Source organism: Areca yellow leaf disease phytoplasma (genome assembly GCF_041920595.1).
Map to the genome: position 1 here is coordinate 522,274 of NZ_CP169277.1, position 12,950 is coordinate 535,223.

Below are 12,950 nucleotides of genomic sequence, written 5' to 3' on the forward strand. Positions count from 1 at the left end.
CATGTACGTTGCCACACATGAAGCTTTTTTTGGGTAACTTGTTGCACTTTGTTATCAAAACGATTCAACCAAGCAAAAGGAATGTCAGAAACATGATAATATTGTTGCAAAATTAATCATTGTTGTGTTTCGTTTTTGTTTGTTTTGGGAGTCAAAAAACCTAAATGATTATAAAAATAAGTAAAAATACTGTCTTTGGAAGGGATGTTTTCGCAAAATGAAGGTTTTTTTCAGGCAAACAAATAATAAGCAGAAGTGTCGTTTGGCTTTGTTAGTTTTTGAAGACAAATAGAGAGAAATTAAGATTGGCATCATTTTTCTAATATTTGAGTTCCTTGTTGTGTAATCAAAGTCAAATCAATAAAAGTAAGTGTTAGATCCAAAGCCGCATTACAACTTTTTTGCAATCATAAACATAATCCGAATTAAGAACTACCAAATAATACTCTATTTTTTCTTTTTTTGTGCCTCAGTTAAATTATTTTCAATTACTCCATCTTTGATAAGTTAAATCATAGATGTATTTTCCTTCTTGTGATTTGGGATTAAAAAAGTTTGCATTTTTTTTTTTATAAGATGGGTTGTCTTGATTGGAGCCCTTGCAAAAAGGTGATAAGGTGTTAGGACTTGTATAATGGAAAAGGGCATTTTTTCTTTTTGTTATCGTTTACAAATTGCAATTTTAAGAATTTTGCTAGTAGTAGTTTTAGTTTCAAAAAATACGAATAGTAGTTTTGTCTTCTTGATATCCATTAAAAAACAATAAAATTGATATCCTTGTTTATTCATTTGAAACTTTTTTTGTTGATAAGTTTCAAAGAAAAATAACTTCTCCTGGAAAATGTTTTTCCAAATAAAGAACCTACCAAAAAGCTCTAATTGTTTTGTAATAAGGTTGCATAATGTTTAAATGTTTTTGGTTTAAAACAAATCCTGATATTCGTCTTGCTCGCTTAGATTTTCTTGTAAAAGCCAAGTTTTTTAGCATAAGTTTCTTCATTAATTAAATCTTTGAGTTCATTGGAAAAATCCAAAAGAAAACTGAGATTTATTTTGATACAAAAAACTTAAAATTCAAATATTTTAAAACTTTTAAAAACTTAATAAAACGAGTTTTAGAAATTTTCATTCATGTGTCCTTAATTATTGTCTAATTTGATATCTGCATAAAAGCAAAAAATACAAAATAATTGATTATTTTGTATCATTATTATTGCAAAAATTTAATTGTTATAAATTATTGTTAAACTACAAAAAAATACAAAATATTAAGCAATTTAAGTTGGGGATTTTAAAATTGGTTTTTTATTCATTAAAAAATACAAGGATTAAGGGTTATTTTTTTGATTAAAGTTTTTTAATGTTTTTTGAATACGCAATTTAGCATCAAAGTCTTTTAAAGCATTTCTTTTATCGTGTTGTTTCTTGCCTTTAGCTAAGGCAATTTCTAATTTAACTAAATTTTTATTAAAATAAACTTTTAAAGGAATAACAGACAATTTTTCAGTTTTAATTTTGTTTTGAATTTGGATAATTTCATGTTTTTGCAACAAAAGTTTTTTAGTTCTATTTTCATCATATGCCAAACAACAACTAAAAGGATATTTTAAAATAGTCATATTCACTATAAAAGTCTTCTTCATTTTTGATATGAATATAGGAGTTTAATAAATTAATTTTTCCTATTCTAATTGATTTTACTTCGCTTCCTAATAATTTGATTCCTGCTTGATATTTTTTCTTTTCTAAATAATAATCATAAAATGCTTTTTTATTAGCTGATAATTGTTTTCATAATTTAAAATTTTCCTTTGCAAAATGAAATAAATGCAATAATCAAATTTGAGTTAGTAAGTTTTTTAAAAATAAGTTTGTTATACAGTATATTTATCACCAATATTATTGTCAAATCTTTTCTTTTTCAAACATTTTAATCAAATATTAATCAAATAATTTAATTACAATTGATCCTTATTAAAACCTGAAAAATGATATGGAGGCAAACACAAATAAACTTTATTTGCAAAAATATTAAGAAGGTTTTTATTGCTTTTTTTCTTTCTTTAAAGAAGGTTTAATAACTTTTTGATAAGTTAAAAGACTTGTTCCAATAGCACTAAATGCTGCTTGTTTATCTTGTATAGCTTCAATAACTACTTTTTTCTTTTCCAAAGCTTTGTAATTTTCAAAAAAATGCTTAATTTCTGCAATCATTGGCAAAGCGCATATCTTTAAATCTTGTAAATGAGAAAAATACTTATCAAAAACAGGAACTGCAATTACTTTTTCATCTAATTCATCATTATCAATCATTTTAATTACTCCCAAAGGACGACATTTTACCAAAGTCATAGGATCTAGGATTTCTTGACATAACACCAAAACATCTAAAGGATCATTGTCTTCACAATGAGTTAAAGGAACAAATCCATAATTAATCGGATATCGAAAAGCAGTTGTCAAAAAACGATCAAGCAACAAAAAGACCTGTTCTTTGTCAATCTCATATTTTTTTTTACTTCCTTGAGAAATTTCAATAACTACTATAAACTCTTCTTTGGTAATTCTTTCAGGATTAATATCATGTAATATATTCATTTTTAAACCTCTTTATTATTTTATTTATTTTATAATTTGTTTTGTGATATTTTATTGTTTTATTTTTTTGCAATAAATTTTTATCTTTGGTAATTACAAAAGATACATTAAAATGCTTCCTGCAACTGCAACATTGAGGCTTTCGACATTTTGAGTGCAAATATTTACAAAATAATCAGAAAGGGCTTCTGTTTCCAAAGAAATCCCTTGTCCTTCGTTTCCCTAAAACTAATACTTTTTTAGTATATTTTTTAGCATCTTCCATAGTAATATTGGCTTTTTGGGGAAAAGCACTAAAAATAGAATAGTTTTTTTCTTTAATTTCTTCTAAAAGAAGTTTGGTATTGCCTCTTTTAAGGAAAGCGAAAATAAGGCACCTTGGCTTGATCTAATAGTTTTTCATGATAAAAATCAGCACTATGAAAACTGGCAAAAACTTGATTAAACCCAAAAGCACTAGCAGAACGCATTAAAAGCTCCTAAATTAGCAGGGTCTTGAATATCATACAAAACTAAAATTTTATCAGACAATAAATTATTCTCTGAGGTAGGTTTGCAAAGAGGCCATTTGCTCAAAGACAGTTTTAGTTTGAGATAATTCTTTCATCAAAGAAGGCGCAATAAAAGTCCCTGGTTTTCCTCATTAGAAGTAAAAATGGTAACAACAGCGTTGTTTTTTTGTGCTTGTTCAATGAGATGATCACCATATACTAAAAATTGTTGATATAAATCGCGATATTTTTAATTGTAATTTTTTTAATTTTTTAAAAGTAGGATTTTGTTTCGATGTAATCATAAATGTTCCTTTGAATGAAATTAGTAAAAATAAAAATATAAAATTAATTTGCATTTTACGCTCTTTTTAAATATTATTTTATTGAATTGTTTTTTATCTTTTGTATTTTAATATTGACTTACAATTGTTTGCTCTGGATTTTGTTCGCAAAAATGCTTAATTGCTTCTTTTACATCAAAAAAACCATAATCACAGATATTAAATTGCAAATGTTGGTCTATATTTAGAGTAATTGTATTTTGCAAAGCATCATTTAATAAGGGGAAATAATCTATTTTTTGCTCTTCTCTTTTTAGCTTTTAGAATAGTTGGTTTAGTGGTCGGATTTTGAGGCAAATAAAAGTACAACAATCATGAAAAGGCACGAATAGAAATATCAAAAGTATCAATTTGTTTAGCTATTTTAATTATTTCATTTTTATCCATAGTAACTAAAGGTCTTAAAATAGTCATACTAGTTACTTTATTAGTTGTCTGCATGCTTTCCAAAGTTTGACTTGCTACTTGTCCTACTGATTCACCATTAATTAAACATAAATGATTTTTTTGAAAAGCAAATTGAGAAGCTAAACGATACATCATCCGACGCATAACATTAATGATATAAGAATCTAGAACTGTTTTTTTTAGTAATTGTTTCTTGCAAATATCTAAAGGCACTAAATGCAATTTAATTTGATTACCAAAAGCATAACGACTCAAAACTTTAGCTAAATCAATTGTTAAAAAAAAAAAAAAAAAAAAAAAAAATTTTTTTTTTTTTTTTGGATTGATTCTAAAGGAGCAGCGCTATTTTGATTCAAAATGTAATAACTCTACTGTAATACCTTTTTCATCGCCAATAAGCAGCTACAGGAGAATCAATACCACTCACTCATCAAAACAGTTCCTCTACTACCAGAAGAAACAGGAAACCTCCTAAAGCTTGAGTTTCATCACTTTTTAAATAAAGATAAGTGTTTTCTTTTCTAATATTAACATGTAAAATAACTTGAGGATTTTTAACATCAACTATTAATTTACCTTCAAAACTGCTTTACAAATTAAAGGAGCAATTTGTTGGGTAAGTTCAGAAACTTTTTAAAGCAAAACTTTTTATCTTTTCTAGTGGTTTCTATTTTAAAAGAAGTATTTTTTGTAATTTTTCTTGCAACAATAAACAAGCTTTTGAACAATATCATCTAATTGTCTACTTGCTTGACTTACTACAACAAAAGAAGAAATCCCTGATACATAAGATAATCTTTTAAGAATTTCTTTTTCTAAACTTGCATCATAAATATATTCTAGATAAGCATAATCATGTTTAAAATACATTTGAACGTTGCAAGGTCTTTAATTTTATTTTGTAATAATTGTCTTAATGTATTAATGAAAGCTTTTTTATTTTTTCCTTTTAAAAATAATTCTCCAAATCTAATTAAAATTTTTTTTCTGATACATAAAGTTCTCACATCAATATTTTTGTATGGAATATTTTTGAATAAATTATATTTAAATATCTTTATACACTTAAATATTAAAATATAATAACTTTTTACAGATTAATTATAACATGAATATAACTATTTTTGTGATACAACTGCATATTGATAAGTTTTTGCTTAAATACTGCAATTATAATTTATACATCCTCATTTATATAATATATCTAACTTTTTGCAAAAGTTAATCTTTCCATATAACAAAATATTTAATTATAAAATAATCTAAAAATAAAAAGGACTCCCACCAATAAATTCTTTTTAACAAAGACTCATGAAACACTAAATTAGAATCAAAAGATTTAAAAAAACTTAACAAATTTAAAAAATACTAAGGCTTTATCAAAATACTTACTTGTTTCCAGGAATTTGCAATAACAAAGGAATTAAATATGGTTTAAAACATTAAATTCATAAATTAATTCAGAATTGAAAACAAAATCAGCTTCTTGTTGATTAGGATAAATCCATCTAAACTCCCCTTTTCGCACAGAATCCCAAAACTCAAAAAGTCCTTAAAATAGTAGTATTCTAGAAATATAATCTCTTATAGCTCTTCTTAAAAACCTCCACATCGGTTAAATGTAAAGGATTGTGGAAATCTAGTGATAATTGATGTTGTGGGGCAATATAGATTTGAAATTTTTTGTAATCTTGGAATAAAAGGAGTAAGTTTGGGGTTTATGGCATGTATTCCTTCTACCAAAAATAATATGATTATGGGTTTGAATATCTTTTTTGGGTATGACTACGAGTAACAAAATCAAATTGGGGAATAGTAAGTCTTTTTGCAGAGTCAGCAAATCATAGATATTTAATTAATAAAAAGAATATTAAGGCATATTCTTTCAGGTAGGAAGTCATCTCTTTTCTTTTGGAATATCTTTCCAAAGGCAAATAATAATTATCCATAGCAATAATAAAAGTACAATTCCAAATGCTTTTGTAATTAATTGTAATTTTAGCAATGTAGTTTTTCCACTAGAAGAAGGACCTGAAATATTATAATTTTATGATTGGAGGCACGTTTAGCAATTTTGTACTTAATTATTGCAAATCAGTTTTGATATTAATTTCTGCAGATTAATTAAATTAAATTGACACACAAACAGTTTGTGTTTGATCGATTAATGCATTATTTACATTTGAATAGTTTTTAAAGCCAAACTTTGATAACATTTGTTCAAACGGTTCTTGTTCGAAAAAATTTTTCGCTCACTACAAGGAGTTACAAATTACTATGACACATTTGATGATAAATAAATGATATTTATCTAATAACTAGTGTTACAGACTAAGCAACTAGTATAATTACAATAGTTTGACAAATAAAGGAGTATAAAGGAAGAGCTTTTGTTTGAGAGACTAATTTATCCCCAAATCCCAAAGATTGATAAATTTGCAAGAGCTTTTTCAAGGAGGCAATTTCTTTTGGTAATATCTAATTTTGCGATACTAACAAATGCATTTCTTCTTTAATTTTTTGGAAACATTCTGGCAAAAAGGTAATTTCTTTGGGAAAAAGATACCAAAATACTAGAAGAACTATAATAATAAGTAAAATGTAATGAAATATTTTCAAAAGTTTGTAAGATGCCATAGCGCAACTAAATATCTTAAACTAGCTTCATAAATATTTACAGCCGCAGCGTTCCAAGCGCCTAAAAGTAATTTGATTGATGGGGGCATGCAATTTAAAGGTAAGTTCTTTTAATTTATTGTTTATCTTTAGCAGCATAAACATTTTTAAGGTTTAATTGATTTTTTAAAGTCTCTAAACTAGTGTTTAAAGGAACATTTAGGATGGTTTGATTATAATAAACTTTTAGCACGATTCCCTCTGATACACTGATAATATGTTAAAACCTCAATTGAAGGTCTTTTCTAAATAAATAAAATTATTGTGATTGTTTGTGAATTGCAATAAATAATATTGAAAAATAAAAAAAAGGTAAAAAAAATAATTAAAATGTGGGGGGGCAAAGTTATTGGAGCGTTTCAAAGTTTTTAAATAAAGCCTTTATCTAATAATTGCTTTCTTAAAAATCTTGCTTGGGCAAAATCTCTACATTTTATTTCTCTTGCCACCAAGAAAAAATATGTTTTATGAAATCCTGTTTTGTTGGTTTATTAAATATAGTATAATTCCTAAAATAGAGCGAAATTAATAATAAAGAGGTGTTTTGAAATTTGGATAACTTATCCATGAAATTTGGGTTTGATGGAGCTTGTTTAATTGTTTGTTCACATTAAATCAATTACTTTATGAGTAGCCAAATCATCTTGCATTAATTGATGAAATAACTGCATTATATCTTGGTCTAAGGCTTGGCAAGAAAATTGATTAACTTTTAAATAAAAATTATTTTTAGTTAAAAAATCAGTTATTTTTTGGTATTTTTGTTGGGCTTGTTCCATCAAATCATAACTAAAATTGATTGGCTTGCGATAATGAGTACTCAAAATTAAAAGCTTTATTATGCAAGGATTGTATTGTTTTAATAAATCTTTACACCAAATAATATTTCCTAAAGATTTAGACATTTTTTGATTTTGATAATCTAATCTTTCTACATGCATAAAAATTAGCTAGTTTTTGGTGGCTATGGGCGTGTGTTTGGGAAATTTCATTTTTTCATGATGAGGAAATTTTAAAATCGTACCTCCTCCATGAATATCCAAAGGCAATTTAAAGTTGTTCAATCATAGTTGCACATTCAGTATGCCAACCAGGACGACCTGCAAACCAAGGACTTGGGTATGTAATACCTTGCGAAGTTTTTCCATAAAATAAAATCTCCTGGAAATTCTTTTTGGGGGTCTAATTGTTTACGTGCATTTTGTTTAAGTTGGGATAAATCTTGTTTTTGAGTTTACCATAATCATCAATTTAGATACACAAAAATATATTTCCTTGATCGGTAAAATAAGCAAATCCTTGGTTTAAAAGAGTTTGGATGTAGACAATCATAGAATTGATATATTTAGTAGCTTGAGGTTTAAAATTAATGGTTTGAATGTTTAGGGTTTGGGAGATTGTTGGAAAGATTTAATATATTTATTAGCTAAATCTTGTTCCAAAAACTTGGTTTTTATGTATATTTTCAATAATTTTATCATCAATATCAGTAATATTTACTACATAATATACCCTAAAATTAAGCATTTCTAAATATCTTTTTCACTGTATCAAAAAAAATTAAATTATTCATGTTTCCTAAATGCAGGTGATTATAGACAGTAGGTCCACAAACATACATGTTAATTTGTGGGCGGATAAGCAGGGTTAAAAAATCTTTTTTGCGAGTTAAAGAGTTATAGATTTTTTAGCATTAAAGAAGTCCTTTTTGTTTGGAAAATGCATAAAGAAAAAAATGAGGGCAAATAAAAGAAAAAATAAGGGTTAAATTGCGATGGAATGAATTATATAAAATAAAATGATAAGTAAATTAAATTAATTATGAAATATATAAATATTATTTTTCAAATGGAATTAATTAAAATTTTTGGGATTGTTCTAAAACATAAGATAGATTTTTAAGTACTTGTTTTTTTCCTCAACAATTCTAATAAAGGGCGATACTGGGACCATGCATTTTGCAAGTAGTTCCGATACGCAAAGCCATAAAAAGTGTTTTTTAGCAAAATCATTTTGGTTAGTAACTTGTTTAATGGAATTAGCAATAACATCTTTTTTCAAATACAATAACATCAAAAACATTATAAAAAGTTTTTAAAATAAGGGTTGTTTGGGGATTAGTTTGTAAAAAATGTGTAGCTTCTTGATAAAAAAAGGCGTGGATTGAAAAAAAGTTGATAAAAATCTGTGATTTGTTGCATATAATTCATTCTATCTTTAAACAAATCCACAAATTTACTGTCATCCACTTCTTTGTCATTTGTAGGAGCGGTTGTAAGAGCTAAATATTTTTTTTGCAAAATAAATGATGCAATTACTTCGAAGCAACTTTCTTAAATGTTGATTATTCAAATAATCTAGTTTAGTTTTATCAAACATAGCAGGAGCTTTATTGAGGCGCACCACATCAAATAAATTAATTAATTCTTGGGGACTTAATATTTCGGTTTGGCTTAAAGGACTAAATCCTAACAAAGATAAGAAATTAAATAATGCTTGTGGCAAGTATCCCAATTTTTCATATTGTTCAATAAATTGTATAATATTAGCATCTCTTTGCTTAATTTTTTTTTTGTTGTCGTTAAGAATTAAAGTCATAGAGCAAATTGAGAAGATTCAATTGGAAAGCTTGAGATAAATCATAATTTGTTTAGGAGTGTTAGTGATGTGTCTTTCTCCTCGAAAAATATGAGAAATCTGCATTAAGTGAATCGTCAATGACAACTGCAAAATTATAAGAAGGATAGCCGTTTGATTTGAGAATAATAAAGTTCGATTTCTTGACTTTGAAAAAGTAAGTTTGCCTCTAATTAAATCATCAAAGGTAAAAGTTTGATTGGTAGGAACGCGAAATCTTATGGCAAAAGTGGTGTGTCCTTCTTGAAATTCTTTGTAAGCGAGATCTTGATCAAGTAGTTTTTCGGGGCGTATTTTTGTAAATGGCAAGTCTTTCTGATTGGCGATAAGGTCCAAAAAGGTCCTTGGATATCGGGCCCTTCGCTCCAATCAATTCCTAACCAACGTAAATTTTTTAATTGAGAACCCGCCGCCTTCAACATTGCGTGAAAATCGGTGTTCTCTGATGCGGATGATAAACTCTCCTTGATTGTGTTTGGCAAACAAATAATTGAATAAAGCAGTGCGGGCATTTCCTATATGCAAAACCAGTAGGGCTTGGAGCATAACGAACTTTAATTTTTTTCATAGTTACAGTAAGGTTTTTCCTTTTAATTTAAAATCGATAGGGGAGGTGTTGGTGGAAATTTAAAAAAAGGAACTTTTTGACAAAGTCTTTTTTGGATTAACGTTTGAAAATTGTGGTGCTCGACGAGCTTTTTTTAAACCGTATTTTTTTGCGTTCAACACAACGAGCATCGCGAGTTAATAAACCAGCTTTTTTTAAAATGGCTCTTAATTCGGGAACACTTTCAATTAAAGCGCGTGCAATTCCTAAACGAATAGCGCCTGCTTGAGCTGAAAGCCCTCCGCCGTTTACATTCACACTTACATCAAAAGCTTCTCTTTTTTCAGTTAATTCTAAAGGTTGAATCATTTCTAGGCGTGTTGCAAGTAATGGTAAATATTTTTCAAAATCTCTAGTATTGATTGTAATTTTGCCAGTACCATTAGTTAAAATAACTCTTGCCACAGCACTTTTACGACGACCAGTACCAAAATAATTTACTTTTTTCATCTAATTAAACCTCTAAACTTTCTGGTTGTTGAGCTTGGTGATTGTGGTTTTGTTCGGAATAAACAAATAATTTTTTACCAATTTGTGAACCTAATTTAGTATGAGGAACCATTCTAAAAATTGCTTTTTCAACCATTCTTGTAGGAAATTTACGCATCATTTCTGAAGCTACAACTTTAGTTAAGCCACCTGATAACCTGAATGTTTGTAGTAAGTTTTTTTGTTGCCATTTTTTGCCAGTTAAATGAATATAGAAGCATTTACAACAATAACATAATCGCCATTGTCTATGTGTGGTGTGTAATGTGTTTTGTGTTTTCCTTTTAAAATGGAAGCCACTTTTGGTAGCTAATCTGCCTAGGGTTTTCCCCTTAGCATCTACTAGGTGCCATTTAGGTTTTACTGTTGTTTTATTAGCCATTAAAGTTTTTTGATTGTTTTTTGGTTGCAATTGTTCTTTAATGGAATTTTCCTTATTATTAATGAAAAAATAGTGATTAATTTTATGTGTGTATTTGTGTTTTGTTTGAAAGCGACAAAACAAAAGAGTTATTAAATCTTTTGTAATTTAGATATGAAATAGTCTTAATTATTATGAAATAGTAATTTTTTTATTTTCAATATTATCTTTCTAATATTTTACTAAAATAATGTCATTAAGTCAAGTAAAAAATCATTTTGTCAACTTTTTTAAAAAAAGAATGCATAAATTGTGTAAAAAATTGAAAAAAGAGGATAATGGTTGGATGGTTATCAGATAATTTTGATATTTTTTATATACAAATAAAAAGTCCCAAATTTACTAAACATTAAGGGAATTTTTAAAAGTTAAAAGCAAAAGTTTTGCCTTTCAGCACTTTCTACTAAAGCAAAACAAAGTCAAAGACGGTTATAGGAGAACGCGAAGTTACAAATTTATCACTAATAACAGCTTTTTGGTCTGGCAAATAAGTACCTTCAATAAAATGGACACAAAGAAGGAAAGCAAGTAAAGTGTTGATTTTTTAATAAATCTAGTTTGCCCAGAAACATGGGAGCGGTAATAAATAGCTCCAATAACTTTATTAGCATCAACAAATTTTTTTTGAATTAATTTTAATAAAAAGTTTTTTCAATAATTTGCGCTACGTAAGGTCCTCTAGAATAACCAAAAATCGTATTCTAAAGGATTAATAGAAGCAATTGGCATCTGCTTTTTACACACGAAGCCCACTAGAAGACATAACTTCTAATTGGGATTTAGAGTTGCAGTTGTTAAAGGAAGGGCTACGCGATTTAATAAAACTCTGTGACTAAAGCCTCACAATCCTCAAATCCGTCATATAAAACTAATAAACCTTTCATATTGTTCCTTGTTGTCTCCTTTTAACTTTGTTATGCGTTTAGTTGCGTGTGTGTGTGTGTAAGTAATTTTTGGGGAAAGGTAAAGGTTTGATTAAATTAAATGTACAAGGAAAATAAAAAATAAAAAAAATACCAAAAAGTTGTGATATTTGAATTATTAATTTTGGTTTGCTAAATATTTTACTAAATTACGTCTTTTGCTGTTTTTCATAAACAAACCTCTTTTAGAGTGAAAATCATGAGGGGTGTTGTTTTAAATGTTAGTCTTTAATTGTTTGATTTCTGCTAGATAAAATAGCAATTCTTGAACTTCAGATGAACTCCGTGTCTTTTGCAAAACGTGAATTTTGTTTAATGATTTCTTGTTTTTGTTCTTTGATTAATGCCACGTAAAAACTCCCTTTTTAATTTAAATTTGGTTGAATTTGATGGAGCCTTTACTTGATAAAATTATTAATTAATGTTAACTTTTAAAACTGGTCCACATCAAGAACAAAAATCGTTGCTCCGCCCACAGAAACTTCGGTAGGAAAAGAATTATAAGCACAAACTCATTGATGATATTGTTTGAATCATTTGAGTTTTTTTATGAGAATGGGCTTTATAATTTCAAAGCTTTGGGTATTTGTTCTTCTTCTTTGACTCCTAAAATAAAAGTTGCATTAGCTTCTTTTAAAAAACCTCCTTTAGTAGCTAATATAGTTGTAAAAAACTATTTCTATTAAAGATTGTTGTACTTGTTAGCATCGTTACTAGAAACGATAGCTATAATTAATTTCATATTATCCACAAGAGTATTATAATCTTATTTTACTTTATTTGATGAAAAAAAGACTAAATTGTGGAAAAAAATGATAAAAAAGTTGGTGAGGAGAAAAAATTTGGTAAAAAATGGATGTAATTAGCGTTTATCAAGGGCAAAAGCAATGCGATTTCTAAAAAATAAACTGTTTGAGTTAAAATAAAGGTAAGCAAAACAGATACTATAATTAAATCAAAGCGAGTAAAAAAGAGGGTTCAAAATCATAATGTCCGTTATAGCCATTATCAATTGCCACTGCTGCAATACCTTGATGCCCTACAATTTGCAAAACAGAAGAATAAGCAAGGGAAGTGATAAAAAGAGAAGCTAGTTTGAAAATGATATCAGAACGGGTTTCTGTTAACAAAAATTTAGTCACAAATTGAAATTTAGTTGCTCCAAGACTAAATGATGTTGGTATAATTCTGGATTAGTAGTTAAAAAGCTTGTTCTGATATCGTTTTTCAAACTAATAGCATTCTTCTGTTTTACAGAATATGAACATCAGGTATTGCAACGATGAGCAATTGACCTTTGAACCTTTTACTAAGCTTTGACTGATATGGTATCTTTTCAAACAGCAACTGTCCCTT

General features: G+C 27.5%; 10 protein-coding genes and 6 pseudogenes. All 16 read right to left on the reverse strand.

Going from position 1 to position 12,950, the window contains the following annotated elements; translation table 11 throughout:
- Window positions 1-1,328 precede the first annotated feature (1,328 nt).
- Window positions 1,329-1,776 (reverse strand): annotated as a pseudogene (gene smpB / locus ACEW7V_RS02960) (SsrA-binding protein SmpB); the annotation flags it as partial.
- 267 nt (window positions 1,777-2,043) lie between these two features.
- Window positions 2,044-2,598 (reverse strand): inorganic diphosphatase, encoded by a 555-nt coding sequence (locus ACEW7V_RS02965; RefSeq protein WP_374695390.1) that lies wholly within the window; start codon window positions 2,596-2,598, stop codon window positions 2,044-2,046.
- A gap of 93 nt (window positions 2,599-2,691) precedes the next feature.
- Window positions 2,692-2,796: a hypothetical protein gene (locus ACEW7V_RS02970; RefSeq protein ID WP_374695391.1), complete on the reverse strand. Its 105-nt coding sequence runs from the start codon at window positions 2,794-2,796 to the stop codon at window positions 2,692-2,694.
- Between the two features lie 949 nt (window positions 2,797-3,745).
- Window positions 3,746-4,096, reverse strand: a complete 351-nt coding sequence (locus ACEW7V_RS02975; protein WP_374695392.1) for a hypothetical protein — start codon at window positions 4,094-4,096, stop codon at window positions 3,746-3,748.
- A 175-nt stretch (window positions 4,097-4,271) separates the two neighbouring features.
- Complete coding sequence (locus ACEW7V_RS02980; protein ID WP_374695780.1) at window positions 4,272-4,409, reverse strand: THUMP domain-containing protein; 138 nt, start codon at window positions 4,407-4,409, stop codon at window positions 4,272-4,274.
- 104 nt (window positions 4,410-4,513) lie between these two features.
- Window positions 4,514-4,711: a hypothetical protein gene (locus tag ACEW7V_RS02985; protein WP_374695393.1), complete on the reverse strand. Its 198-nt coding sequence runs from the start codon at window positions 4,709-4,711 to the stop codon at window positions 4,514-4,516.
- On the reverse strand, window positions 4,681-4,848 hold the full coding sequence (locus ACEW7V_RS02990; protein ID WP_374695394.1) for a hypothetical protein: 168 nt from the start codon (window positions 4,846-4,848) through the stop codon (window positions 4,681-4,683). The genes ACEW7V_RS02985 and ACEW7V_RS02990 overlap by 31 nt, the downstream gene beginning before the upstream one ends.
- A gap of 2,274 nt (window positions 4,849-7,122) precedes the next feature.
- The gene (locus ACEW7V_RS02995; protein ID WP_374695395.1) at window positions 7,123-7,458 is read right to left on the reverse strand and encodes a hypothetical protein; all 336 of its coding nucleotides are present in this window, start codon (window positions 7,456-7,458) and stop codon (window positions 7,123-7,125) included.
- Between the two features lie 109 nt (window positions 7,459-7,567).
- Window positions 7,568-8,044: pseudogene (locus ACEW7V_RS03000) on the reverse strand (hypothetical protein).
- Window positions 8,037-8,138, reverse strand: a complete 102-nt coding sequence (locus tag ACEW7V_RS03005; RefSeq protein ID WP_374695396.1) for a hypothetical protein — start codon at window positions 8,136-8,138, stop codon at window positions 8,037-8,039. The pseudogene ACEW7V_RS03000 and the gene ACEW7V_RS03005 overlap by 8 nt, the downstream one beginning before the upstream one ends.
- Window positions 8,139-8,375: 237 nt before the next feature.
- Window positions 8,376-9,722, reverse strand: a pseudogene (locus ACEW7V_RS03010) (glutamate--tRNA ligase family protein).
- 59 nt (window positions 9,723-9,781) lie between these two features.
- Window positions 9,782-10,211: pseudogene (rpsI, locus tag ACEW7V_RS03015) on the reverse strand (30S ribosomal protein S9).
- 4 nt (window positions 10,212-10,215) lie between these two features.
- Window positions 10,216-10,674: pseudogene (gene rplM, locus ACEW7V_RS03020) on the reverse strand (50S ribosomal protein L13).
- A 1,038-nt stretch (window positions 10,675-11,712) separates the two neighbouring features.
- A pseudogene (gene rpsO / locus ACEW7V_RS03025) lies at window positions 11,713-11,944 on the reverse strand (30S ribosomal protein S15).
- Between the two features lie 212 nt (window positions 11,945-12,156).
- Entirely contained in the window at window positions 12,157-12,255 is a 99-nt protein-coding gene (locus tag ACEW7V_RS03030) for a hypothetical protein (RefSeq protein WP_374695781.1), read from the reverse strand.
- Between the two features lie 289 nt (window positions 12,256-12,544).
- Complete coding sequence (locus ACEW7V_RS03035; protein WP_374695397.1) at window positions 12,545-12,724, reverse strand: hypothetical protein; 180 nt, start codon at window positions 12,722-12,724, stop codon at window positions 12,545-12,547.
- Window positions 12,725-12,950 lie beyond the last annotated feature (226 nt).